A 24,495-nucleotide genomic window follows, 5' to 3' on the forward strand; every position below is an offset into this window, starting at 1 on the left:
CCGGCAGAAGACGGCAATGGCGGTTTCCGTTCGATGCGCAATGCAATCCGCAATGCGGGTCTGAACCCGGAAGATGTTGATTACGTCAACGCGCATGGCACCTCGACTCCACTTGGCGATGAAATCGAACTTGGTGCGGTCAAGCGCCTGTTTGGTGATCACGCCCAGAACATGTCGATGTCTTCGACAAAATCGGCAACGGGTCACCTTCTGGGGGCTGCCGGTGCGATTGAAGCAGTGTTCTCGATCCTTGCGATCCATGAAGGTGTCGTTCCGCCGACGCTGAACCTGCGCAATCCGTCCGAAGCATGCAAAGGCATCGATCTGGTTCCGCTTGAAGCCAAACAGCGTAAAGTTAACGTCGCGCTGTCGAACTCGTTCGGCTTTGGTGGCACCAACGCGTCGCTAGTGTTCAAAGCCGTTTAAACAGCAGAGCAACCCCGGGAGCATTCCCTTGAAGCGTTTTCTGCTTTTTCTTGGCTTTCTGATCATCACCGCTGCTCTCACCACAGGTGGGGCAGCGGTGTATGTTTATGTGCAATACACATCGCCCAGTAACATGGCGCAGGAACGCGACATCATCATCCCGCAGGGGACCGGTGTTCGCGGTATTGCCGAAATTTTCCAACGTGAAAATATCATCACCGAACCGCTGATCTTCCTGGCAGGTGTCCGTGTCAGTCAGCTTGATCGATCGCTTCGTGCTGGCGAGTATCATTTCCCGGCCCGGGTCAGCCCGAAACAGGCCGCTGAAATCCTTGCGACCGGTGATACGGTCAAACGGTTCGTCACCATCCCCGAAGGCCTTCGTTCCGGTGAAATTGTCGAGCGGATCAATCTGGTTGATGGGCTCAGCGGCGAGATCACTGACATCCCGCCAGATGGCACCTTATTGCCGGAAACCTATCAGTTCTCGTTTGGTGATACGAAACAAAGCATCCTTGATCGCATGCGTGCCGCTCATGACGAGATGGTCGAACAGCTTTGGCCGGGCCGTCAGGAAGGCTTGCCGTTTGATACGATCGAGGAAGCCGTCATTCTGGCCTCTATCGTTGAGCGCGAGACTGGTGTTGCCGGTGAACGTGCCCGCGTTGCCGGGGTGTTTGTCAATCGCCTGCGTCGTGATATGCGCCTGCAGTCCGATCCGACGGTTGCCTATGCTATCAGCCCGGACAAGCGTCTTGAACGTCCGTTAACGCGTCAGGACTGGCGTTTTGACAGCCCTTATAACACCTATGTCACGGGTGGGTTGCCGCCGGGGCCGATTACCAATCCGGGGCGCGACGCGTTCTATGCCGTTCTGCATCCCGCTGCGACCGAGGATATCTATTTCGTCGCGGATGGTACGGGCGGCCATGCCTTTGCCCGCACGCTCAAGGAGCATAATCGCAACGTTGCCAAGTGGCGGCGTATCCGCGACGGGCAGTGAGTTCGGCAATATACCCAGCTGAAATAACAAAGGCGGCATCATGTGAATGCCGCCTTTCATGTTTTAGTGGTCGCTCACGCCATCGGGTGATGACGTTTTCTTCGGGATCCGGGACGCGGCCAAATCCAGCAGCCATTGCGGCGTCATCTTGAGCATTCCGATAGTCAGGTTCATTTGCCAAGGAAAGGCGATCATGCCCTTGTTGCGTTCAAGGCCACGCACGATCTTGCGGGCGGCCTTGTCTGCCTGCATGAAGAAGGGCATCGGGAAATCATTGGCATCGGTGATGCGGCTTTTAACAAAGCCCGGGCAGATGACATTGACCTTCACGCCATCAGGTGCCAATGCACCACGCAATCCTTCGCCATAGACCCGCACAGCAGCCTTGCTGGCGCAATAGGCCGGGGCAGAGGGCAAGCCACGCCAGGATGCCTGTGATGCGACCAGCGCGACCTGACCACGCCTGCGTCCGCGCATGACCTTGATCGCCGGATCAATGGTGTTGAGTACACCGGCAACATTGGTGGCAAATATATCGCGGACCTGTTCCGGGCTTTCGCCAAGCCCACCGGTCCCGGCCGAAATGCCGGCATTGGCAATCACAAGGCTGAGCGGGGCGATTTCATCACAATGGGTGACATAGGCCTCCATAGTCTCGCGCGATGTTACGTCGAGAACATCGGCATAGACATTTGCCCCGGCTGCGCGGCAGTCATTTTCGACCAGTTGCAAGCGGGTTTGATTGCGTCCGCTGATAAAAAGGGTCACGCCAGTGCGCGCAAAATGACGCGCCAAGGCAGCACCTATGCCAGAACTGGCACCCGTGATCAGAATGGCATTGTACTGAAAGGACATTGTTGCTCGTTCGGGGTTTTGAATTAACGGGATCGATTTTGGCGGAACATGCTGCAGCAATAGGGCAGCATTATGAAACAGGCTCTATAAATACCATATTGGCGATATGGTGTGCGTAACCTGTGTTGACCCTTGGCGGGAGTAGGGGCAATCGTTATAAACGCCCAAACACAAAAGCAAACTGGATGGAAATATGACCGTTTCAAGCATGACCGGCTTTGCACGCGTTGATGGCGCGGCTGATGGTTTTGGCTGGACCTGGGAACTGCGCAGCGTCAATGGCAAGGGCCTTGATGTTCGCCTGCGCCTGAATGGCGGGTTCGAACGCCTTGAAGCCAAGGTCCGCGATGCGGTCTCCAAACGCTTCAAGCGCGGTAATATGGGTGTCACGCTTAACGTATCGCGTTCCGGCGATACCAATGCCTATTCGGTGAACCGGGAACTGTTGTCCGAACTGGTCCAGCTTGCCGAAGAGTTCGACAATACCAGCAGCCTTTCGGCCGGCACGATTGCCGACCTTATGAATGTGCGTGGCGTGCTTGAGGCCTATGAGCCACAGGAAGACGAAGCAACTCGCGAAGCCAATGATGCTGCCGTGCTGGCAAGCCTGAATGAAGCGATCGATCAGATGGCGGCCCACCGGGCCGAGGAAGGCGAAAAACTTGATGTGATGCTGCGTGGCCATGTTGACAATATCGAAGCAACCGTCACGCGCGCCCAGAATTGCGAAGCCGCTCGCGCCGAGGCGATCAAGGATCGTCTGAAACGTCAGGTCGAAGAACTGATGGATGCGGGCAAGTTTGATCCCGAACGTTTGCATCAGGAAGCAGCGATCGTTGCCACCAAGGCCGATATCCGCGAAGAGATTGATCGCCTCAAAGCGCATATCACGGCAGCGCGTGACATGCTGACCAAGGGTGGCTCAATCGGGCGCAAGCTTGATTTCCTTTGTCAGGAATTCAATCGCGAAGCCAATACCTTGTGTTCAAAGGCCAATGATATTGAACTGACCAACTGCGGCATGGAGCTTAAAGTGATCATTGATCAGCTCCGCGAGCAGGTCCAGAACGTCGAATAAGCGGGCAGGGAGGAACTTTGATGACTGATCCACATAACCGTCGTGGCGTGATGCTGGTTTTCTGTGCTCCGTCCGGTGCGGGTAAAACGACCATCACCCGTCAGTTGCTTGAAAACGATGACAAGATTTCGCTTTCAGTTTCGGCAACCACCCGCGAAGCGCGCCCGGGCGAGGAAGAAGGCAAACATTACTTCTTCAAGTCGGTCGATGATTTCAAACACATGATTGCCGATGACGAGCTGCTTGAATGGGCCGAGGTGTTTGGCAATTACTATGGCACGCCGCTTGGACCGGTGGACAAGGCCCTTTCCGAAGGGCGTGACGTTTTGTTTGACATCGACTGGCAGGGTGCACGTCAGCTGCGCGACAAGGGCGGAGACGATGTTGTGTCGGTCTTCATCCTGCCGCCGTCATCTGGCGAGCTGGAGCGCCGCCTGCGTGATCGCGGGCAGGATGCTGACGACGTGATTATGAAACGCATGGCCAAGGCAGGTGCGGAAATTAGCCATTGGGAAGAGTTTGACTATGTGCTGATCAATGATGATCTTGATCGTTGCATCGCCGATGTGCGGCACATTATCGGTGCTGAGCGGATCAAACGTGAACGACAGACCGGTCTGCCGGGCTTTGTCAAAAAGCTTCTGACCGATTGATATGTATTGCAAAAATGGCCGCTTTACGAAGCGGCCATTTCATCATGGACCTGTGTCAGGCGAACGAAGTCCGCGACACTGAGTTCCTCGGCCCGCGATGTTTCAGTAATGTCGGCCTTTGCAAGCAACTCTCCGACATTGACGTTAAGCGTCTTGAGGCTGGCGCGCAGCATCTTGCGGCGTTGGCCAAAGGCGGCCTGGGTGATTTTGGCCAGGCTATCAAGATTGATGTCAGTACCTCGTTCCGCCTTGGGGCGGAGCTGTACGACGGCGGAGGTTACCTTTGGTGGTGGGGTGAAGGCGCTGCGATGGACATCAAACAGAATGTCACAGTCACACAGATACTGACACAGCACCGACAGACGCCCATAGGCCTTTGTCTTTGGGCGGGCGACGACACGCTCCGCGACTTCCTTCTGGAACATCAGGGTCAGGCTGGCGAATTGATCAATCTGCATCAACCAGCCCAGCAAAAGCTGTGTTCCGACATTATAGGGCAGGTTGGCGACGATCTTGCGCGGGGTGGGGCCCAACGTGGTGACATCGACCTCTAGCGCATCGCCATCAATGACGTGCAGTGCACCGGGATAGTGATTGCTGATCTGTTCCAGAACCGGTTGGCAGCGTGGGTCACGCTCAATCACCGTCAGGTTCTTGGCACCATGAAACAGCAAGGCACGCGTCAGCCCACCCGGACCCGGGCCAATTTCAATAACGGTGGCGTCTTCCAACGGGGCGGCGGCGCGTGCGATGCGCCCGGTCAGGTTCAGATCAAACAGGAAGTTCTGACCGAATTTCTTTTGTGCCGACAGGTCGTGGGTCGCGATAACGTCGCGGAGCGGCGGAAGGCCGTCATTGGCGAGTTTTCCGGTTGTTTGTTCGCTGTGTTCTGACACGTTGGTCAGGCTCCTGTCGCAAGGCGTTTGGTCGCCATTTCGGCTGCCATCCTGAGGGCAGCGATCAGGCTGTCGGCGCGTGCAATCCCTTTGCCAGCGATATTCAGCGCGGTGCCATGATCGGGCGATGTTCTTATAAATGGCAATCCCAGCGTGACATTCACACCACCATGAAAATCAAGCGTCTTGACCGGGATCAGAGCCTGATCGTGGTAGGGGCAAAGGGCGACGTCGTAATTCGCGCGCGCTTCTGCATGAAACATCGTGTCTGCCGGAAGCGGGCCGATAACATCGATACCTTCGTTCCGAAGTTGTTCGATGGCGGGGGCCATGATGGTTTGCTCTTCGGTTCCCATCGCACCGTCCTCACCCGCATGCGGGTTCAGGCCAGCAACGGCGAGACGGGGGGCTTTAATCCCGAAGGCATCTTTCAGTGATTGATGTGTGATCCGGCAACGCTCGACAATCAGCTTGGTGGTCAGCTGTGTCGGGACATCCTTGAGCGCGATATGGATGGTCAGTGGCACCACGCGCAATTGGCTGTTTGCCAGCATCATGACCGGGATTGTTCCCGGACCGGCTAGTTCTGCTAGAAACTCTGTATGGCCGGGATGACTGAAACCGGCTTCATAAAGCGCGCTTTTCTGGATCGGATTGGTCACAACAGCACTGGCGTCACCCTTGGTTGCCAGTTCAACCGCCCTTGTGATGCTTTCAATCACAACACTTGCCGTTTTCGCCGATGCGACACCGGATACGACGTCCGCTGCGACATCCGCGATCTCCAAGACCGGCAGGGCGCGCTGGAAGGTGGGTTTTGCCGCATCAATCGTCTTGATGACCTCAAGCGGGACATCATTTCCGCTCTGCGTTATTGCGTGTTTGACAATACCGGCAGGGGAGATCAGGCAGAATGGCGCAATCTCATCCTGGTCGCGGCGCAGCCATGCCTTGACCGCAAGCTCCGGCCCGATGCCGCCGGGCTCGCCAATGGTCATTGCGATGGGTGCGAGTTCTGTCATCCTCTTTTGGTCCTGTCGATCGGATCAGATCCGGATATCAATAAAGGCCTGACGACGCAGTTCACGAAGTTTGCGACGTGCCAAAATATCAAGACGTTCTATCCGCAGACGGTTTTCAATGTCCTGACGGGTCGGCAGGTTGCTTTCTTCGGTGATGTTACAAATCATGACCATGAGGGCGCCGCCATCGACACGAATGACGTTTGACGGTTTGCCTTGATCAAGATTGCTGACAGCCTGGCGGATCGGCCCAGAGAGTGCGCTTGGCGAAATGCCTTCCATCTTGCCGCTCAGGTCTGAGCCAAGGTCGACAGCGACATTTGCCATGGCTTCGCAGCTATCGGCTGTTTCGCGGGTGTTCTGCAGGACAGCCATTCTGTTATCAATCTGATCCTGGGGCATATCACCGCTGATCGGAACGAACAGCTGATAAAGATCCAGCCTCGTATCGGTGACGGCGTTGGCATCCCCAACGCGGCGATCGAGAAGTTTCAGGATGTGATATCCGCGGATGGTCTGGATTGGTGCGCTGACCTGGCCGGGCTGAAGCTGGTTGACGGCTTGTTGCAATTCACCTGCCATTTCACCGGCATAAAGCCATCCAAGGTCGCCGCCATTGGCCGCACTTGCACTGGCCGAAAACTGCCGTGCCAGACCGCCGAAATCAGCCCCCTGACCAAGGGCACCAAGAATTTCCTGGGCGGATTGATAAACGCGTGTGCTGTCCCGAGGATTATCGACTGGCAGGAAGATTTCCTGAACCCGGTTACGCGGTTTGCCCTGGTTGCTGATGATGCGTTCAAGATTGTCGTCGATCTCGGCTTCGGAAATCTCGACGTCATTACGCATGGTGCCCAGAAGCTTTTGCCAGGCAACCTGAGGTCGGAGTTGGTTTTCAATCGTGCCCGGTGTGATCTGGCGCTGGCTCAGATAGGCATCAAGCATCCCGTTCGGTAGGCCTGCATTTTGCTCAATCATCGACTTGCCGCGCGCGATGTCCTCTTCCGTGACTTCGATGCCGCGACGCTCCGCTTCCTGCATCTGCAGCTTTTCATTGATCAGCTGTTGTAGGATCTGCGGCGCCATTTCGTTACTACGCTGGGGGGTAATCTCGATATTTGACGAGACGGCAACAAGCTTGATGCGCTCAACAAGATCAATGATCGAAATCGGATCATCATTGACGACCGCCGCAACCCCGACAGGTGATTGGGCGCGAAGCGGTGCTGCTATCATCGATAGTGTGACAGTCACCATTACAGCGCAGATTTTCAAGGATGTCGAAATCGAAAATTTGGAAATCATTTTTACTTATAATCCAGGTGCATATGCAAATTCGCCCAAGGTCTTGAAGACCAGACGGAAGAGGAATTCATCCGACTCGCCAAGGTCCTGATCCTGATAAAAGGTTCGGCGGACACGACCATCAAAGACGAAGCATTCATCTTCGTAAACAAAACCGAAACCATATTCCAATGGATCTGACTGATCGACGTCATAGCGGCTATAGGCTTGGGCTGACCAAAATTGGCTGAATTGTCGCTCAGCTTGGAAATAGACTTCTTCTCGCTCGTCGAACTCTTCGCTACCTGCATCATCTGTGAAGTGCACATAAGAAGTGTTTATTCGAACAGTATCAAGTGAACCTGCGGCGATAGTTACTTGATTTCGACGTGCAGATAGATCGTCGTTATCCAATCTATAACGATACGTGAGGTCAAGGTAGCTGTTTGGGGATACCGTGACCCTTCCTACATAGTCAGAGAGATGTTCTTCTAGTCCAGAGCCGGCAGCAAAAGTGTCGTTCTTGTTTGCGCGATAGCTTTGACCGAACATGGCACTCGTGTATCCGCCATCTGGTCCATAAACGGCCCATTCAAGTCCATAACTTGCACGGAATCCATCCTCTGCGCGATCAAGACCGCCGAAGCGATCATGAGCGAACAGGTTGATATCATCGAATTCGAATGACTGGGAATCCTCATTTGATATTTCTGCCGGATTGCCACCGTTAGGGGACCATGCCGCCATAGCAATCGGCGTGATAACTTGATGATAGACGCCCTGATTGCTGACAAAAGGCATTTGCCAGTCAATCGCTGCCAGTGGCAGAATACGTCCCGCATACCCACTGTAATCGTCTCTACCGTTACGACTAACATCTGAGACAATGTAGTTGTCGCTGCGAATTGAGAGGCTGAGTTTGGTCACATCACCCATGGTTCCGACATGGGGAAGTTCCCATCCTGCCTTTGCAGAAACACGATGTGAATCTGCACCGTCTTCACGAGTGAGTGACAATGCATCCAGATCCAGCGTTGTTATGCTGCCATATTGGGCGGGCGCAGATTGTCCACGAAACTGCAAATGAGGCAGCACCATGGGTGTCGTGTCTCGGTCATCGTCACTTTTCAGACCCTGAAAGTAATACGCATCGGCCCTAGTATAGCTTGCTCCACGAAAGCCTTCGGTAAACAGGTTGGATGTCAATTCAGACGGGGAGGCAAAGCCGTATCGCGACAGGTAAGTTTTTTCAGTGGCCTGTTCTGCATCAAAACCCCAACGCCATGTCGGGTCGATATCGAACCTGCCCTCGGCATCAATGTGCCCCTGCCAGTTGTCATCGCTATCGTTGGTGGCGCTGCCGATGATTTCCATTTCGCCGCTGTCAAAGCGCTGCCGATATTCTGTAGCGAGCAACGGGCCTTCGTCCGTTGTGTACGTCGGCGTGAAGGTCATGTCCTTGCTTTTGTCAATCGCCCAGTAATATGGCTGACTAAAATAAGTGCCAACATGGGTTGTGCTGCCAAATGACGGGGCAAGCAAACCGGACTGACGTTTTACTGTCGGATCTGGATGCTGGAAATATGGAGAGTAAAGGACCGGAATGCCGGCAACTTCCAAACGGGCATCTTCGTATTCTACTGTTTTTCTGTCTGCATCATGGAGAACACGGGCCGCACGTATACGCCAAAGAGGAGTAGAGCCATTACCATCGTCTTCACAGACTTTGCAGGGAGAGTAAACGGCTTTGGCAATCTCGGTAAAGTTCCCGCCGCTGCGTCGCGCTCCCGCGCCGGCGATCCGGGTGTTTTCGTCGAGCAGTACATAAATATCCCGGACGATCCCGTCCTTGAAGTCGCCGCTAAGTTCGACATAACTCGCGAAGGTGACTTCACCGCTGGGTTCAGTGATGCTGACATTGCCCGAGGCTGTCAAAACATCCTGAGAACGATCATAGCTCACCGTATCGGCAAGCAGGATCCTGCCTTCACGTGAAATCTCGACATTGCCGCGAGCCGTAACGGTCTGAAGGTCCTGATTGTAGTCAACCTCATCTGCGCTAAACAGAATGGCCGGTTCTTGCTGAGGAGTTTCTGAGCCGCTTGTTTGTGCGGCTGCCGGATGCAGATTTAGAAAGCTTCCACCAACTAAAATCCCGCAGCCCAGAATGGTGCCTGTTGTCAGTCTTTTTATCATTCCCCCCGCCATGACCATAGGCTAGCCATCCTCAAGATGTAATAATGTAGTAACCCCGAGCAACAAGGATATTCCCGCAGGCGCCCATGCCGACAAAACCGGTGGAATGCCGCCGGAAACGCCAAGTGCCGAAATGACGTCCGTGCAAAAATACAAAATAAACCCGGTCGCAACACCCCCACCGATAACAAGCGAGGCGCGACGACGTCGAGAGAATTTAAGGCAAAATGCTGCCGCAATCAAAACCATGGCACATAAAAGTAAAGGCCTCGACAACAGGCTGTGGAAATGAATTTGATGTCGAGTGGCGTTAAAGCCTGCGCGTTCCAGCAAAGTGATAAAGGGCTTCAGATCCCAGAATGACATGGTTTCTGGTGAAGCAAAGCTGTCCTGGATTTTGCGCGCGGTCAGGTTTGTCGGCAGCATCATTTCTGCTGCGAAAGTGCTGGCTTGGCCGGGAACAAAAGTCCATGAATCATAGAAATGCCAAGTGCCGGGTTCGAGAACGGCGCGCCCGGCATCAATGCGGGTCGTGAAATCGTCAGCATCTTCAAAACGGAAGATCGTTACGTTCCGAAGATCAAGCTGATCACCCTGCTGGCTGCTGACCGAGCGGGCAAAAATAACGGCCTGACCGTCCTGAGTCCCTTGACGCAACCAAAGCCCACTTGACGAGAGGTTCATCACGCTGGCGTTGTTCTGCAAATAGCGCGCCTCGAGCGTTTCGTATTTCTGCAGAAGGATCGAGGAAAGTGGATTGAGTGCGCCTACCTGAATACTGCCAAGAATGATGGCACACAAGATTGGCGGGAGCATGAACTGCCAGGCAGAAACACCTGCCGCACGTGTCACGACCAGTTCCTGATTGCCAGTCAATTTCCAGAACGAGAACATCGACCCGAACAAAACGGCAAAGGGCAGGACCTTCTCGGTCATGAACGGAATTCGGCTGGTGGCCATCTGCAGAACAATGCCAACGGTAGCGTCGGGCTTGTTCCCCGCGCGCCGAAGGAGTTCGATGGTATCCCCAATCAGAATCAAACTGATGAGAAGCGTCAGGATCGCCAGAATTGAGATCAGGACATGCTTGCCAAAATACCATGTCAGAAGCGGCGAAATTCTCATGCTTCTGCCTCTTGGGTAGTCGCGCGCCGCGCTTTGATCACCGGACCGCGGAACGTCCAGTATAGGCCTAAAGCAATCGGGATAAGAGCATTCATGTACATCAGTGGGACAAGCGCCGGGTTCTTGGCCGCAAGGTTTTTCATAGCGATACCCGTCGCCTGACAAAGGACCATGAAACCAATGGCAAACAAGAGTCTTCCTGTCTGTCCTCGACGGGAGAAGCTGCTGGAAACAAGAACAGCCAGTGCAATGCTAGAGAATGCAATGGCGTTAAGGGGGGAAATCAGGCGATCATGTCCTTCAGCTCGAAACGTGTTAAGGTCTCGCTCGATAATATCCGGCGGGATGCCGGTGAGCAGATTATAGACGCTACGTTCGCGAGCATCTTGATAACGTAGGCCCTCCTCAACAACTCCTTGGGCAATATCAACCGCATATCGATCGAAATACAGGATCGACATGGTGCCGTCGTCGGCATTGACTTCCTGACGGTTACCATCCAGCAGGACAATCCGCGGGCCTTCGTCGGTGCGAACCAGTGCGCCATGTTTGGCCATCATCGTGGTTTGCGCGTCCGGATCGCGGGCGTCGTGAACCAGAATGCCGAGCAACTCGTTATCCCGGCCGACTTCGCGGACGTACACCGTCAAGCCGTCCAGATCCGTGAAGCTGCCTTCCTGCAACAGAACTGACGAGAAGTCGTTGCGGATCGAGAACTGCAGTTCCTTGAATTGTGTGTAGCTGTAGGGAAGGTAGAACAGAGTGAGGAAATAGCACACTGCTGTTGAAAGCAGTGCGACAATCAGAGCCGGTTTGGCCAACGCCCATTGGCTCAATCCTGCCGCGCGCATGATAATCAGCTCTCGGTCCTGGATCAGCTTGTTATAGGAAAATACAATCACGAAGAACAGCGCGATCGGAATAATGATCGTCAAAAAGCTGGGCAGCAGCAGCGACGTCAGCTGCAAAAATACGGAGATCGACAAGCCCCGATTCACAATCATTTCGACAAAGCGCAGGCTTTGCGACAGCCAGATCACACAGAGAAGTCCCAGTGTGACAAAGACCATCATGATCAGCTGCTGTTTGAGCATATATCGGGTTAAGAGATTCATTGGGCGGATTATAGAGAAGCAATCAAAAACCGAAACAGGAAATTGTCGTCAAACCCTTTCAAATCTTGCGGGATTTCCGAATGTTGACCTGCATGTGAGGGAATGATCGGGCTGGTTGAATTCGGGGAACAAGAAAGTCGCACCATCGTTCCGCATAGGCGGCGATGATGCAACTGGGTTTTGAGCAAAAAAGCACGGCGAAAATGTGACCGTCGTTAATGCATTTGCGCGTCCGTGCAATTTCGCACCTGTGCCGCCATAAAAGCGGCCTCTGGCAGGAGTTGGGTAAAGAAGAACTTGCAGCTTTTTGTTTTGGAAATGCGAAACTCTTCCGGTGTTTCGGCACTGTTTGCGGCATGAAGTGCACGCAGCATCAACCATCCGGAAATGCACAAGGCCGCTTGCCGCAAATATGGCGTGGCCAACGCCTGCGCCATGTCCGCATCCGCAGCACAACGTTCAAGCACGATAGAGGTCGAGTTTTCGAGATCGGTAATTGCGTGATCCAGATCACCGCTTGCCTCGGCAAGATCGCTCGTGGCATCGCCCGCTTGAACGTCGCGGATCGTTTCCTTGATGTAGGCAAGCAACGCGTTAAGGGCATGCGCCTGATCGCGAAGTACCTTGCGTCCAATGAAATCAAGCGCCTGAATGCCGTTCGTGCCCTCATAGATCGGCGCAATACGCGCATCACGAAGGTGCTGTGCCGCACCGGTTTCCTCGATAAAGCCCATGCCACCATGAACCTGAACACCAAGGGATGCGTTATCAACGCCAAGATCAGTCGACCAACCCTTGACCAGTGGGATCAAAAGATCCGCCCGGGCTTGTGCGGCGGCGCGTTCATCTGGATCAGACAGATGATGGGCAAGATCCAGTTGGGTTGCGGCATAGAACGAAAGCGCACGCGCCGCATCGGTTGAGGACCGCATGCGCATCAACATGCGCTGGACATCGCCATGAACGGCAATTGGGGCCTCTTCGCCGGTTTTGGTATCGCTTCCCTGTTTTCGGGTGTTGGCATAATCCAGCGCCTGCTGATAGGCGCGCTCGGAAATGGCAACGCCCTGTTGGCCGACGGCAAGGCGTGCGTTGTTCATCATGGTGAACATATAGGCGAGGCCTTTGCCTTCTTCTCCAACCAGATAACCGGTCGCACCGCCCTTGTCGCCAAACTGCAAGACGGCGGTCGGGCTGGCATGAATGCCAAGCTTGTGCTCAAGCGACACACAGATCACATCATTGCGCGCATCGATTTCACCGCTACCGGAAACCAGATATTTCGGAACGATAAAGAGCGAGATACCTTTGACACCAGCCGGGGCATTGGGGGTGCGGGCCAGCACAAGATGCACGATGTTTTCCGTCATCTCGTGATCGCCATAGGTAATGAAGATCTTCTGACCGGAAATTTTATAGTTGCCATCATCCTGCGGCACCGCAGTGCTGCGAACCTTCGAAAGATCCGATCCCGCCTGCGGTTCGGTCAGGTTCATGGTGCCGGTCCATTCGCCTGAGATCATGCGAGACAGATACAATTCACGCTGCTGATCCGAACCATGGGCAATAAGGGCCTCAATCGCACCGGATGTCAGCATCGGGCAAAGCGCAAAGGCCATGTTCGCTGCCTGCCACATTTCGGCAACGGCAGCCCCGAGTAACATCGGAAGCCCCATGCCGCCTTCGCTTTCAGGTGCCGAAATACCCTGCCAGCCACCTTCGCAGAATTGTGCATAGGCATCGCGCCAGCCGCTTGGCGTACGGACAGTACCATCTGGCTGAAGTTCTGCGCCTTCCTGATCGCCAATCCGGTTGAGCGGTGCGATGACGGAGCCCGCAAATTTGCCCGCTTCTTCAAGGATGGCGTCAACCAGATCCGGTGTGGTTTCCGCATAGACTGGCAGCTTCGATACCGTATCCAGACCAATCACGTCATGGATCAGAAAACGGATATCTGAAATGGGGGGCGTAAAGTCGCTCATGAAAAAAGACGTCTCCCTGAAATGTGAGCCGCCCGCTCGGAATAGTCAGCTTTGTGCCGACCTTGTTTTATTGGCCGTAGCATAACGATCCAGCGCGCCAAGATCGAGTCTGTTTCGCGTTGTTGCGCCAAAGACGGCATTCAACATTGGTTGAAGCCGCGCAATTCAGCACGAACACTGGCGAAATGACAAAAGGCTACCGATATGTTGCGAAGACGTGCGGGTAAGCGCCCAAACAGGTAAAAGTTGCGTGATCTGGTGCTGATTGCATGCCAAGGGGTCGCCAAGCGAAAAAAGGCAGGCTAGACTTGCGGGAATTGAAGGTCGAATGATGCCCGTTATGCATTCGGTCGAAAAAATTGAAGGACAGGAGCAAGCTGTTGCTGCGTAAGGGAATATTGCCAATTTTGTTTGCGGTGCTGATTTCGTTCGCCGGAACAAGACTGGTGGCCTGTGCCGGTCCGGCATGGCCAAGCGATGAAGAACGCAGGTTTCTCGATGCCTATCGCACCAGCGTGACCGCCGGCGCGAGCGAGGAGCAGTTTGCCCATGCCGACAAGCTTTATGTCGAAGCGCTAGAGGTGCTGTCCGAGACCTATGTCGAGAAAATCGATCGCATGGCGTTCATCGATAACAGCATTGCCATGCTGGGCGATCTTGAAACCGATGACACATCGCCGGTTGGTGTGGTGGGTGCGGTGCTTGATGACAGCCTGCATGACCTTGATCCGCATAGCGCCTATATGACAGATGACATGTTCCGCCGCCTGCAGGAAAGTACCGAAGGCAGCTTTGCCGGTGTTGGTATCGTTATTGCGCTGGATGATGAAAAGCGCATCCGGATTGTCTCCCCAATCGACGATACGCCAGCCGCGCGTGCGGGCCTGCGCCCGGATGACAGAATTACCCATATCGATGGCTATCAAATGGTCGGTGAGCCGATTTCCGAAGCAGTCCGGCGGATGCGTGGTCGCGTCGGCGACCCGGTGACGCTCACCATCAAACGTGTCGAAGACAGTTTTGAAGTCACGGTCAAACGGGCCCGGATCGAAGTTCCGTCGGTGACCGCAAGCATCATTGATCAGGATATTGGTTACATCCGCGTGTCACGTTTCGATGCGACCACCCTTGATCAGACGCAGGAATATCTGCGCGAACTCGAAGACCGGATCGCATCACCGCGCGGCATCATTGTTGATCTGCGCCGCAACCCGGGCGGGCTTCTGGACAGTGCAGCCGATATTGCCGACCAGTTCCTGCGTGATGGTCTGATTGTTGCCACCGAAGGCCGCGGGGAGCGCAAATTGCGCAGCTACGAAGCCGACCGGTCCGACTTCTTTGATCAGGTGCCAATGGCGATCCTGCTTGATCGCGGGTCGGCATCCGGTGCTGAACTGATGGCGGCAGCCCTTCGTGAAAACGGGCGCGGCATCATCATTGGCGAGCGTTCCTTTGGCAAAGGCTCGATGCAGCGCATCATGCCGCTGACCTCGGGCGGTGGACTTAAAATCACCACTGGCTATTACACCACGCCGGAAAATCACATCGTGCAGGGTCACGGTGTGATTCCCGATATCGAAGTCACACTGCCTGATGCCGAAGAGTTCGAGCGCGAGATTGATCTTGAACACGCACTGCCGTCGCGCCGTCGTGATCCACGCCAGTCCCTGGCAACGCTTGAAGCGACCAGCTGCGAGCAGGATATCGAGATCGAACGTCTTGGTAAATCGAGCCGTGAGAACCTTGAGGAAAATCTCGCAGAAGGCGAAGAACCCATCCGCGATTCCGTTCTTGAATGTGCGGTGGGCTATTTCGATAACGGTCCGCTGGCCAATTACCGCAATCAGGTTGAGCCGCTGCTTCGTGCCGGTTTGTAATCGCCTAAGACGGTATCAATGCAAAAAGCGCGGCCCGATGGGCCGCGCTTTTTGTTTGTCTTGATGTTTGGTCCGCGGTGCTTTAGCCGCGCGACAGCAGATCAATCAGGCTCGAGGTATCCCAGCGATTGCCGCCGCGTTCCTGCACCTGGGCATAGAACTGATCAACAAGCGCTGTGACCGGCAGGCGGGCGCCATTGCGTTTGGATTCTTCAAGGCAAATGCCCAGATCCTTGCGCATCCAGTCAACCGCAAAGCCGAAGTCGAACTTGTTTTCGACCATGGTGCTGCCACGGTTTTCCATTTGCCAGCTGCCTGCAGCCCCTTTGGAAATCACATCCAGAACTTTTTCCATATCAAGGCCGGCCTTGACGCCGAAATTAACCCCTTCGGAAAGGCCCTGCACCAGACCGGCGATGCAGATCTGGTTGACCATTTTGGTCAACTGGCCAGAACCACTGTCGCCCATCAGTTTGCAGGATTTGGCAAAGGCATCAATGACCGGGGCAGCGCGATCAAACGCATCCTGATCGCCGCCGCACATCACGGTCAAAACACCGTTTTCTGCACCGGCCTGACCACCGGAAACCGGGGCGTCGATAAATGAAATGCCCATATCCTTGGCCGCAGCATAAAGTTCGCGCGCGACATCGGCCGATGCGGTGGTGTTGTCAATCAAGACAGAACCCTTGTCCATGCCGGCAAACATGCCCGCATCGCCCAGCATCACGCTGCGCAGGTCGTCATCATTGCCAACACAGGAAAAGACAAATTCCGCACCCTTTGCCGCCTCGGCCGGGGTGGGGGCGGATGATCCGCCATATTCGGAAACCCACTTTTCCGCCTTTGCCGCGGTACGGTTATAGACGGTAACGTCGTGACCTGCTTTCTGCAGGTGACCGGCCATCGGATATCCCATGACACCCAGACCGATAAATGCACATTTTGCCATTGTTTGCCTCCCGAAGATTTATATGCATCCAGTAAAGGTTGCAGTGAGGGCAATGTCAATGAACGCAAATGTTACCGCGACAATGTTTTCACGATCTGGAAGACCAGAGGCCGGCAAGTCGATCAATCCTCATCAAGTTCCTCTGCGACGCTGTGAATGATCCGGCGGTCATAAACAAGGATCTCCGGCCGTTTCCCGGGATAATCAAACTGTGCCAGATAGAAACGAATGGCGTTGATGCGCGCGCGTTTCTTGTCATCGGACTTCACAATCACCCACGGGCTGTCGGTGGTCGATGTGTGGAAGAACATGTCGCGTTTGGCCTCGGTGTAGGAATCCCAAAGGTTTTGCGAGGCCAGATCAACGGGGCTCAGCTTCCATTGTTTCAATGGATCGGTCTGACGTTGTTTGAAGCGCCGTGCCTGTTCCTTTTTGCTGACCGAGAAATAGAACTTCGTCATGTGAATGCCGGACCGGATCAGCATCCGTTCAAGTTCCGGCACGGATTGCAAAAATTCGCTGACATCAAACATGCTGCAGAAGCCCATGACCCGCTCGACCATCGCACGGTTATACCAGGACCGGTCGAACAGCGTGATTTCCCCGCCACTTGGCAGATGTTCGATATAGCGCTGGAAATACCATTGCGTCAGTTCGCGGTCGTTCGGTTTGCCAAGGGCCACAATCCGCGCACCACGCGGGTTAAGGTGTTCGGTAAACCGCTTGATGGTGCCGCCTTTGCCTGCCGCGTCGCGCCCTTCGAAAATGATCAGGGATTTAAGGTTTTCCGACTTGATCCAGTTTTGCAGCTTCAGAAGCTCGATATGAAGGGGCGCAATCAGTTCCAGATACTGTTTGCCGTGCATCTTCTTTGCCCGTGCTTTCGGGTTCAGGTCGATGTCGGGCGGCAGTTGGTCATCGGGGATGTTGGCAAGGTTCTGGCTGGTGGTCTTATTCGCCTTTGACGGATGATCGTCAATCCGGTCCATGGTCATACTTTCGGAGTCCAGCAAGAAGCGGTCCTTTGCTTCGCTATCGAGTTTTGAAAGGGCATCTGTTCGGTTGGCCGCAGATCGGCTTTTGCCGGTGCGTCGCGTTGCAGCACCAAGCGTGTCTTCGCTGTCGTTTTTGTCAGCACTCTTGGCTGGTTGTTCGGATTTCTTTGACGCTTTTTTCTCTGCGGTCATGCGCGAGGTCCCGTCGGTTGTGGCCAGATACTGCCCCAACTTTGAGCGATTATTCACTGCGCCGCAATGCAATGGATCAAATAATGGTTTTATAAAATCAATCCCGGTCGACAAATGAAAATGCCCGCTCGATGTGGGGGCATCGAACGGGCAGCGGGCAGGTTGTGCGGTGGCACGAAGGGTGGATCAATCTCGTCAATTTTCCGTGGGGGCGGTGTGGCGACGGATTGATCCCGTTCGGGGTTAACGCAGTTTGAAAGACTGCCGGTATTCTTCTTCGGCCTGGGCACGGGTGATGCCGATGTCCGAAAGTTGATGGTCGGTCATTTTCAGCAACATCCGGCGTTCTTCGCGAACGGCAAGAAAGCGTGAAAACTGGTTGCTCAGGTCATTCAGGCGACCAACAAGATTGATGAAGGAAGTACTGATCGATGCTTTTGGTTGGCGCTCCACGGCAGACGGAGCAGGGCTAAGCGAATAAGCCATCATTCTCTCCATGAGTTAATATTGCTAATGCAATGTTTGCTGTTGAAGGCATAGTGCGGCTATATTGCGCGGGGAACAAACGAGTATTTCTGATCACATGGATTAGAAATGCTAATCCATGTGATTGGAGCAATATTCATGCGGCTTCCGCCTTTGCAGTCCGTGCGTGCCTTTGATGCCACCGCCCGCCATCTGAGCTTTACCAGGGCGGCCGAAGAATTGTTTGTGACCCAGGGCGCGATCAGTCAGCAGGTTCGCCAGCTTGAGGAATATCTTGGTTTCAAGCTGTTTCATCGGTTGCCCCGTCAGATCCACCTGACCGAAGAAGGTGCGCAATTGGCCCAGGCAACCACGGCCGGGTTTTCACGCATTGCTGATGAAATCGAACGTCTGATGCTGGTTGAGGAAACCGGTGTGGTAACAGTCAGCGTCCTGCAAAGCTTTGCTGTGAAGTGGCTGGTGCCGCGCCTTGGACATTTCCGTGATGCTTACCCAGATATCGATGTGCGCATTCATGCCGACGACCGGCTTGTCGATCTGCGGACCGAGGGCATCGATCTGGCGGTACGGTTTGGCAGTGGCAATTATCCCGGGCTCGTCTGCGAGATGCTGATGCGTGACGAGTCCTTCCCGGTTTGCAGCCCGGCCTATCTTGCCGCTCATCCGGTGTCAAAAGACCCGGCTGACGTCGCTGGGCATCAGTTGTTGCATGATGCGACCACCTTTATCGATCATCCGCATGCGGCTGATTGGGAATTCTGGCTTAAGGGCGTTGGTGCCGAAGGTGTCGATGTCAGTCGCGGTCTGCGGTTTAATTCGGGCGATATGGTCATTCAGGCAGCCCTGATGGGGCAGGGGATTGCCATGGCGCGCACAAGCCTGGCTGCGCTTGATCTGGCGGCCGGCAATTTGGTGCGGCCGTTCCCGCAAAGCGTTGCATCAAGCGGGGCCTATTATCTGGTGTATCCCGAAGAACACCTTAGGCGACCGCGCGTGAAGGCATTTGTCGGCTGGCTTAAGAATGAAGTCGCCGAGATGCTGCGCGAGATTGACCCGGACGAGGAAAATACACCGGCGTAAGGTGCCTTTTAGATCAGGCCAAGGTCGCGCAATTCATCGGCCATGTCATCGGGCAGGGCATCAGCACCGCCACCCTGTTTTTCATCGGGCGGGCATTTGTCATCTTGGAAATAGCGCCATCCCTGAAACGCGCGATGCGGATAGGGGCGGGTCGCAATCAGTTCTTCGTCCAGCACGATGCGGCAATATTTCGTGCCTTCTTCATTGACGTATTCCTCAAGGTCAATGACCTGCTGGCGGCAGCGCACCGCTCCCTTGATCACCCAGTAAATTGATCCGCCATCAAGAATCTCTTCCTTGCGCTTGGGCGTCATGCGTGTGGTGTGGAAAATCCGTCCGTGCATGGCCTGAAAATAGGTCTGCCATTCTTTCAGGCTTTCGGGGCTATCGGTGCCGACACTCAGTTTGATGATGTTCAAGGGCATAACAGGAAGGTTTCTTGTGCGGTGGTGTTCAATGAGTGATGAGGTAAAACCCGTACGCCAAGCGGTCAATAGTGGATTATTAAAACACAAAATTAAGTGTAGTTTATCATATTTCACAAAAAAACTTGACCAATAAGGGTTAATCAGCCAAATTCTGGTGCAGAAAAGGTCCATAACAGGACCAAACCCGAGAGATTTACAGGCTGAGAGAACCGAATGTCCCTGCAAGTTGTCACGGCAAACCGTCTGGATGACGGGTTGGTGGTGTTCCTGACCAGCGATGGTAGCTGGAGCGAAAACATCAACGATGCCCGCACCGCCGAAGGCAAGGAAGCCGCGGAAGCGCTTCTGGCCGAGGCCAGTGCACCCGAACTCGATATCGTCATCGTCGGTCCGTATCTGATTGATGTCGAACAGCAGGGCTCGGATCTTGTGCCGACAAAATACCGCGAAGTTCTGCGCACCAAAGGCCCAAGCGTCCGCGAAGACCTTGGCTATCAGGCGGTATAAGGAGAGCCCCGATGTATCGTTATGACGATTTTGACCGCCAGCTTGTTCATGAACGCACCGAACAGTTCCGCGAACAGGTAAAACGCCGCCTTGCCGGCGACATTACCGAGGAACAGTTCCGTCCGCTGCGCCTGATGAACGGTGTTTATCTGCAGCTTCATGCCTATATGCTGCGCGTTGCTGTTCCCTACGGCACGCTGCGCGCTGACCAGCTCCGTCAGCTTGGCATGATTGCGCGGGTTTATGACAAGGGCTATGGCCATTTCACCACGCGCCAGAACATCCAGTATAACTGGCCGAAGCTTGATGAGATCCCTGATGCGTTGCTTGACCTTGCCAAGGTTGAAATGCACGCCATTCAGACATCGGGCAACTGCATTCGTAACACCACGACCGACCAGTATGCCGGTGCCGCAGCCGATGAAATCGAAGATCCGCGTCCCTATTGCGAGCTGATCCGTCAGTGGTCGACCTTCCACCCGGAATTCACCTATCTTCCGCGTAAGTTCAAGATTGCTGTCACCGGATCGCCCAATGATCGTGCGGCCGTCAAGGTCCATGACATTGGCCTGCGTATGCATCAGAACGATGCGGGCGAGACCGGCTTTGAAGTCATTGTCGGTGGTGGCCTTGGCCGCACGCCGTTTGTTGGCAAAACCATTCGCGACTTCATCGGCAAGAATGATCTGTTCTCGTATCTCGAAGCGATCCTGCGCGTTTATAACCGCTTTGGCCGTCGCGATAACAAGTACAAGGCGCGTATCAAGATCCTCGTTCATGAGGAAGGCATTGATAAAATCCGCGAACTTGTTGAAGAGGAATGGTCCCAGATCAAGGACGGGTCGCTGCGCGTTGATGATGCGGAAATCGCTCATTACATCGAACAGTTCGCCCCGCCTGCATTTGAAACCCTTGCCGATGACGATGCCGATTTCGAACGTCACAAGGCCGAAAACCGTCGTTTTGCCAATTGGGTGCGTTCGAACGTTATCGAGCACAAACAGCCGGGCTATGCCATTGCCAACGTGTCGCTGAAACCAATTGGCGGCATTCCGGGTGACGCGACCGATACCCAGATGGAACTGGTTGCCGATCTTTCGGAAAAATACAGCTTTGGCGATGTGCGCGTGACCCACGAACAGAACCTTGTTCTGCCGCATGTGAAAAAGGCCGATCTGTTCGCGCTCTGGACCGCCCTTGATGCCGATAACCTCGGCACGGCCAACCTTGGCTATGTCACCGACATCATTTCCTGCCCGGGTCTTGATTACTGTGCGCTGGCAACGGCGCGTTCGATTCCGCTGTCACAGCGGATTTCCGAACGTTTCAGCGACCTTGATCATCAACATGATATTGGCGAACTCAAGATCAAGATTTCCGGCTGCATCAATGCTTGCGGGCATCACCATGTCGGTCATATCGGCATTCTTGGCCTCGATAAGCGTGGCAAGGAATTCTATCAGATCACCCTTGGTGGTGACGCCAGCCAGGATGCCTCAATCGGCAAGATCGCCGGTGCTGGTTTTTCCGAGGCCGAGGTGGTCGATGCCATCGAAAGCCTAGTGACGAAATACATTGATATCCGCGACGGCGGTGAACGCTTCATCGACACCTATCGTCGTGTCGGCATGGATCCGTTCAAGGAGGTTCTTTATGGCGATCGTTAAGAATGACAGCCTGATCGAACAGGAATGGATCACGGTTGACGCCGAAGGCGATCTGCCATCGAGCGATGAAAACCTGATTGTGCCGCTAGAACGTTTCAAGGAAGAACGTGACAGTCTTCTGGGCCGCAATGGTGGCCTGGGTGTTCAGTTGAACCCGGGCGACGCGCCGGAAGATCTGGCGGAAGATCTGGATCGCCTGTCGATCATCACGGTCAATTTCCCGGCCTATACCGATGGGCGTGGATATTCCTATGGCCGGGTGCTGCGCGAACGCATGGGCTTCACCGGCGAGCTTCGCGCGGTTGGCGACGTGCTTCGTGATCAGATCCTTTATATGCATCGCTGCGGATTTGATTCTTATGACCTTAAGGTCGAAGGCGAAGTGGCGCTGAACAAGGTGCGTGCCGCACTTAAGGAAGTGTCGGTTTATTATCAGCCGACTGGCGATGGCCGAGTCACCGCGCAATCCTTACGTGAACGCCGTCGGGCCGCATTGCAGTAAGAAAAAACACCAATAAATCGGTCTGTTCGACCATTGTCGAACACCGAGATCTGGTTGAAAAAGGGGTGCCCGCGCGGGTGCCCCTTTTTGCGTATCGCACAAACCCGCAATTTTTGTGCAATCGCGAAATATGACGTTCGGTCAATGTGTTGCGAGAAATCCACGGTTTGTGCTGCGTATAAGGAAACGCTTGTGCAAATGGTGATGCTATACGGTTTGTTTCACCCTAAGGCATAGTTAAATACGGACGGAAGCATAGTGCTGTAATCACGCGTATATCACGCAATGAGTGTAAAATTATAATATGACTAATGAGGTGACAGATTCATTTTGGAGTGCCTCATTCATGTCGGTGTTTAATCGTTTCAAGATTTCTACAAAAGTGTATGGCGGGTTCGGCGTCGTGCTGGTTTTGCTGGTGCTGGCGTCGCTCTGGTCGGAATTCTCGGTCAGCAGTGTCGGCGACCATTTTGTCCGTTACCGTCACATTGCATTGCAGTCCAATCAGGCCGGACGGGTACAGGCCAATCTGCTTGAGGCACGGGTTTCGGTGAAGCACTACCTGCTGACCGGCGACAAAGCAGCGGTCAGCACCGTCAATGAACGCCTTGCGACGGCGATCAATCTGAATGAAGAACTCGCACCCCTCCTTGATACACCGGAAATGATTGAAACCGTTCAGTCAGCGACAGCGGATCTCAATACCTATCTCGAGGCCTTTGACCGGGTTGTGTCACTGCCTGCCGGGGATGCCGCGCGCGATGAGCTGGTGACCAATACGCTTGATAAAATTGGTCCGGCGGTGGCGACCAAACTTGAAAATCTGAAACTGGCCGTCAAGGCGGAGCAAGATGAAATCGGCCCGCGTGCGACCAAGGCCGCGTCGCAGGCTGTGATTGTCACGGCAATTGTCGGCGGCGTCGCTCTTGTTCTTGGCGTTTTTGCTGCCTGGACCATTGGAACCGGCATTTCACGCCCGATCCGCCAGATTACCGAGGTCATGAAGGAACTGGCCGCCGGCAACAAGCAGGTCGATATTCCCGGACAGGATCGCACGGATGAAATTGGCGACATGTCCAATGCCGTTTTGGTGTTCAAGGAAAACATGATCAAGGCTGAAAAGCTTGCTGCCGAAGAAGCCGAGGCCGTCAAGCGCCGTGAACAACGTGCCGCGAAAATCAATGAGCTGACAGCAGGCTTTGATCAGGACATGGCAGTAATCCTTAAAACCCTGGCTTCTGCCGCGACCGAGATGCAATCAACCGCAACCGGCATGAGCAGCACGGCCGAGGAAACCAGTCGTCAGTCGGGCATCGTTGCGGCGGCTGCAGAACAGGCATCCACCAACGTGCAAACCGTTGCCAGTGCGACCGAGGAACTCAGTGCCTCGATCTCTGAAATCACCCAGCAGGTCAGCCAGTCCTCCAGCGTTGCCAATCGCGCGGTCGAGGACGCGGAAAAAACCAATACCCAGATCCGCGGCCTTGCCGAAGCCGCCCAGAAGATCGGCGATGTGGTCGGCCTGATTAGCGATATCGCAGAACAGACCAACCTTCTGGCCCTGAACGCCACAATCGAGGCCGCCCGTGCGGGTGATGCCGGCAAGGGCTTTGCCGTCGTCGCGGCCGAGGTCAAAAACCTCGCAACCGCAACCTCGCGGGCGACTGAAGACATCACCAATCAGATCACCAGCATCCAGAATGAAACCGAAGGTGCGGTGACAGCGATCGGTACGATTTCAGCCACCATCACCGAAATCAGCGAGATTTCAGCAACCATCGCAAGCGCGGTCGAGGAACAAGGTGCCGCCACCCTTGAGATCACGCGAAATGTTCAGGAAGCCTCTGTCGGCACGACAGAGGTGACCTCAAACATCGTTAGCGTGAATGAGGCAGCGGGGTCCACCGGGGCTGCGGCAGAACAGGTGCTGAGTGCCGCATCGGAGCTGTCGCGTGAATCCGAAAGCCTTCGTCACAAGGTGGAAGAATTCCTTGATGCGGTGCGGGCTGTCTAGGTCGAATGTAGCGAGATTTCTGTCGGGCGGGGCATTGTTGCCCCGCTCTTTTTTGTGGAATTTATCGAAAAATACTCAATTTTTACTCGAAATGCGTGATCTGGTTCACATCTGATCTTATATTATCAAAATCCGTAACAACATATCCCTAAGAGGCTCA

General features: G+C 54.5%; 21 protein-coding genes and 1 pseudogene. 10 read left to right on the forward strand and 12 right to left on the reverse strand.

What is annotated here, in order from left to right:
• Positions 1-426, forward strand: a pseudogene (locus CMO10_RS18180) (beta-ketoacyl-ACP synthase II); the annotation flags it as partial.
• Positions 427-454: 28 nt separating this feature from the next.
• Complete coding sequence (gene mltG, locus CMO10_RS18185; RefSeq protein ID WP_297024749.1) at positions 455-1,429, forward strand: endolytic transglycosylase MltG; 975 nt, start codon at positions 455-457, stop codon at positions 1,427-1,429.
• 63 nt (positions 1,430-1,492) lie between these two features.
• On the opposite strand, the gene CMO10_RS18190 is transcribed toward mltG, so the two are convergent.
• A complete protein-coding gene (locus tag CMO10_RS18190; RefSeq protein WP_297024750.1) occupies positions 1,493-2,284 on the reverse strand; it encodes an SDR family NAD(P)-dependent oxidoreductase in 792 nt (263 codons plus the stop codon).
• Between the two features lie 193 nt (positions 2,285-2,477).
• On the opposite strand from CMO10_RS18190, the gene CMO10_RS18195 reads away from it, so the two are divergent.
• Together CMO10_RS18195 and gmk are read left to right on the forward strand one after the other, a co-directional pair.
• Complete coding sequence (locus tag CMO10_RS18195; RefSeq protein WP_297024751.1) at positions 2,478-3,362, forward strand: YicC/YloC family endoribonuclease; 885 nt, start codon at positions 2,478-2,480, stop codon at positions 3,360-3,362.
• Between the two features lie 20 nt (positions 3,363-3,382).
• A complete protein-coding gene (gene gmk, locus CMO10_RS18200) occupies positions 3,383-4,015 on the forward strand; it encodes a guanylate kinase (RefSeq protein ID WP_044827436.1) in 633 nt (210 codons plus the stop codon).
• A 23-nt stretch (positions 4,016-4,038) separates the two neighbouring features.
• On the opposite strand, the gene rsmA is transcribed toward gmk, so the two are convergent.
• From rsmA to CMO10_RS18235, 7 genes are all read right to left on the reverse strand, one after another.
• Positions 4,039-4,911 carry a 16S rRNA (adenine(1518)-N(6)/adenine(1519)-N(6))-dimethyltransferase RsmA gene (gene rsmA / locus CMO10_RS18205; protein ID WP_297024752.1) on the reverse strand — a complete coding sequence of 291 codons (873 nt, stop codon included), beginning with the start codon at positions 4,909-4,911 and terminating at the stop codon, positions 4,039-4,041.
• 5 nt (positions 4,912-4,916) lie between these two features.
• On the reverse strand, positions 4,917-5,933 hold the full coding sequence (gene pdxA / locus CMO10_RS18210) for a 4-hydroxythreonine-4-phosphate dehydrogenase PdxA (RefSeq protein ID WP_297024753.1): 1,017 nt from the start codon (positions 5,931-5,933) through the stop codon (positions 4,917-4,919).
• Positions 5,934-5,957: 24 nt separating this feature from the next.
• Positions 5,958-7,238 (reverse strand): peptidylprolyl isomerase, encoded by a 1,281-nt coding sequence (locus CMO10_RS18215; protein ID WP_297024754.1) that lies wholly within the window; start codon positions 7,236-7,238, stop codon positions 5,958-5,960.
• A gap of 6 nt (positions 7,239-7,244) precedes the next feature.
• Positions 7,245-9,431, reverse strand: coding sequence for an LPS-assembly protein LptD (locus CMO10_RS18220; RefSeq protein ID WP_297024755.1), 2,187 nt, complete (start codon positions 9,429-9,431; stop codon positions 7,245-7,247).
• A 3-nt stretch (positions 9,432-9,434) separates the two neighbouring features.
• A complete protein-coding gene (gene lptG / locus CMO10_RS18225) occupies positions 9,435-10,538 on the reverse strand; it encodes an LPS export ABC transporter permease LptG (protein ID WP_297024771.1) in 1,104 nt (367 codons plus the stop codon).
• Positions 10,535-11,653, reverse strand: coding sequence for an LPS export ABC transporter permease LptF (gene lptF, locus CMO10_RS18230; protein ID WP_363928350.1), 1,119 nt, complete (start codon positions 11,651-11,653; stop codon positions 10,535-10,537). The genes lptG and lptF overlap by 4 nt, the downstream gene beginning before the upstream one ends.
• Positions 11,654-11,868: 215 nt before the next feature.
• Entirely contained in the window at positions 11,869-13,635 is a 1,767-nt protein-coding gene (locus CMO10_RS18235; protein ID WP_297024756.1) for an acyl-CoA dehydrogenase, read from the reverse strand.
• A gap of 380 nt (positions 13,636-14,015) precedes the next feature.
• Between CMO10_RS18235 and CMO10_RS18240 the strand changes: the two genes are divergently transcribed.
• Positions 14,016-15,512 (forward strand): S41 family peptidase, encoded by a 1,497-nt coding sequence (locus tag CMO10_RS18240; RefSeq protein WP_297024757.1) that lies wholly within the window; start codon positions 14,016-14,018, stop codon positions 15,510-15,512.
• Between the two features lie 82 nt (positions 15,513-15,594).
• Here CMO10_RS18240 and CMO10_RS18245 read toward each other — a convergent pair whose 3' ends face one another.
• From CMO10_RS18245 to CMO10_RS18255, 3 genes are all read right to left on the reverse strand, one after another.
• Positions 15,595-16,482: an NAD(P)-dependent oxidoreductase gene (locus CMO10_RS18245; RefSeq protein ID WP_297024773.1), complete on the reverse strand. Its 888-nt coding sequence runs from the start codon at positions 16,480-16,482 to the stop codon at positions 15,595-15,597.
• 104 nt (positions 16,483-16,586) lie between these two features.
• A complete protein-coding gene (gene ppk2, locus CMO10_RS18250; RefSeq protein WP_297024758.1) occupies positions 16,587-17,651 on the reverse strand; it encodes a polyphosphate kinase 2 in 1,065 nt (354 codons plus the stop codon).
• 243 nt (positions 17,652-17,894) lie between these two features.
• Positions 17,895-18,137 carry a DUF1127 domain-containing protein gene (locus CMO10_RS18255; protein WP_297024759.1) on the reverse strand — a complete coding sequence of 81 codons (243 nt, stop codon included), beginning with the start codon at positions 18,135-18,137 and terminating at the stop codon, positions 17,895-17,897.
• A 138-nt stretch (positions 18,138-18,275) separates the two neighbouring features.
• On the opposite strand from CMO10_RS18255, the gene gcvA reads away from it, so the two are divergent.
• Positions 18,276-19,217 carry a transcriptional regulator GcvA gene (gene gcvA, locus CMO10_RS18260; RefSeq protein WP_297024760.1) on the forward strand — a complete coding sequence of 314 codons (942 nt, stop codon included), beginning with the start codon at positions 18,276-18,278 and terminating at the stop codon, positions 19,215-19,217.
• A gap of 8 nt (positions 19,218-19,225) precedes the next feature.
• Here gcvA and CMO10_RS18265 read toward each other — a convergent pair whose 3' ends face one another.
• Complete coding sequence (locus tag CMO10_RS18265) at positions 19,226-19,642, reverse strand: DUF1489 family protein (protein WP_297024761.1); 417 nt, start codon at positions 19,640-19,642, stop codon at positions 19,226-19,228.
• 216 nt (positions 19,643-19,858) lie between these two features.
• Between CMO10_RS18265 and CMO10_RS18270 the strand changes: the two genes are divergently transcribed.
• The 4 genes from CMO10_RS18270 to CMO10_RS18285 all read left to right on the forward strand — a co-directional run bounded on the left by CMO10_RS18270 (position 19,859) and on the right by CMO10_RS18285 (position 24,335).
• Positions 19,859-20,152, forward strand: a complete 294-nt coding sequence (locus CMO10_RS18270) for a DUF2849 domain-containing protein (protein WP_297024762.1) — start codon at positions 19,859-19,861, stop codon at positions 20,150-20,152.
• Positions 20,153-20,163: 11 nt separating this feature from the next.
• Positions 20,164-21,819: a nitrite/sulfite reductase gene (locus tag CMO10_RS18275; protein ID WP_297024763.1), complete on the forward strand. Its 1,656-nt coding sequence runs from the start codon at positions 20,164-20,166 to the stop codon at positions 21,817-21,819.
• Positions 21,806-22,321, forward strand: a complete 516-nt coding sequence (locus CMO10_RS18280; RefSeq protein WP_297024764.1) for a DUF934 domain-containing protein — start codon at positions 21,806-21,808, stop codon at positions 22,319-22,321. Before CMO10_RS18275 ends, CMO10_RS18280 begins: the two co-directional genes overlap by 14 nt.
• Positions 22,322-22,667: 346 nt before the next feature.
• The gene (locus CMO10_RS18285) at positions 22,668-24,335 is read left to right on the forward strand and encodes a methyl-accepting chemotaxis protein (RefSeq protein WP_297024765.1); all 1,668 of its coding nucleotides are present in this window, start codon (positions 22,668-22,670) and stop codon (positions 24,333-24,335) included.
• Positions 24,336-24,495 lie beyond the last annotated feature (160 nt).

Origin of the sequence: Thalassospira sp., assembly GCF_002709775.1 — a bacterium.
Taxonomy (GTDB): domain Bacteria; phylum Pseudomonadota; class Alphaproteobacteria; order Rhodospirillales; family Thalassospiraceae; genus Thalassospira.

Excerpts from the sequence above, each read along its gene's own strand:
- CMO10_RS18190 (WP_297024750.1), bottom strand. The coding sequence starts at position 2,284 with ATGTCCTTTCAGTACAATGCCATTCTGATCACGGGTGCCAGTTCTGGC.
- CMO10_RS18195 (WP_297024751.1), top strand. The coding sequence starts at position 2,478 with ATGACCGTTTCAAGCATGACCGGCTTTGCACGCGTTGATGGCGCGGCT.
- gmk (WP_044827436.1), top strand. The coding sequence starts at position 3,383 with ATGACTGATCCACATAACCGTCGTGGCGTGATGCTGGTTTTCTGTGCT.
- pdxA (WP_297024753.1), bottom strand. The coding sequence starts at position 5,933 with ATGACAGAACTCGCACCCATCGCAATGACCATTGGCGAGCCCGGCGGC.
- CMO10_RS18215 (WP_297024754.1), bottom strand. The coding sequence starts at position 7,238 with ATGATTTCCAAATTTTCGATTTCGACATCCTTGAAAATCTGCGCTGTA.
- CMO10_RS18220 (WP_297024755.1), bottom strand. The coding sequence starts at position 9,431 with ATGGTCATGGCGGGGGGAATGATAAAAAGACTGACAACAGGCACCATT.
- lptG (WP_297024771.1), bottom strand. The coding sequence starts at position 10,538 with ATGAGAATTTCGCCGCTTCTGACATGGTATTTTGGCAAGCATGTCCTG.
- lptF (WP_363928350.1), bottom strand. The coding sequence starts at position 11,653 with ATGAATCTCTTAACCCGATATATGCTCAAACAGCAGCTGATCATGATG.
- CMO10_RS18235 (WP_297024756.1), bottom strand. The coding sequence starts at position 13,635 with ATGAGCGACTTTACGCCCCCCATTTCAGATATCCGTTTTCTGATCCAT.
- ppk2 (WP_297024758.1), bottom strand. The coding sequence starts at position 17,651 with ATGACCGCAGAGAAAAAAGCGTCAAAGAAATCCGAACAACCAGCCAAG.
- CMO10_RS18255 (WP_297024759.1), bottom strand. The coding sequence starts at position 18,137 with ATGGCTTATTCGCTTAGCCCTGCTCCGTCTGCCGTGGAGCGCCAACCA.
- gcvA (WP_297024760.1), top strand. The coding sequence starts at position 18,276 with ATGCGGCTTCCGCCTTTGCAGTCCGTGCGTGCCTTTGATGCCACCGCC.
- CMO10_RS18265 (WP_297024761.1), bottom strand. The coding sequence starts at position 19,642 with ATGCCCTTGAACATCATCAAACTGAGTGTCGGCACCGATAGCCCCGAA.
- CMO10_RS18270 (WP_297024762.1), top strand. The coding sequence starts at position 19,859 with ATGTCCCTGCAAGTTGTCACGGCAAACCGTCTGGATGACGGGTTGGTG.
- CMO10_RS18275 (WP_297024763.1), top strand. The coding sequence starts at position 20,164 with ATGTATCGTTATGACGATTTTGACCGCCAGCTTGTTCATGAACGCACC.
- CMO10_RS18280 (WP_297024764.1), top strand. The coding sequence starts at position 21,806 with ATGGCGATCGTTAAGAATGACAGCCTGATCGAACAGGAATGGATCACG.
- CMO10_RS18285 (WP_297024765.1), top strand. The coding sequence starts at position 22,668 with ATGTCGGTGTTTAATCGTTTCAAGATTTCTACAAAAGTGTATGGCGGG.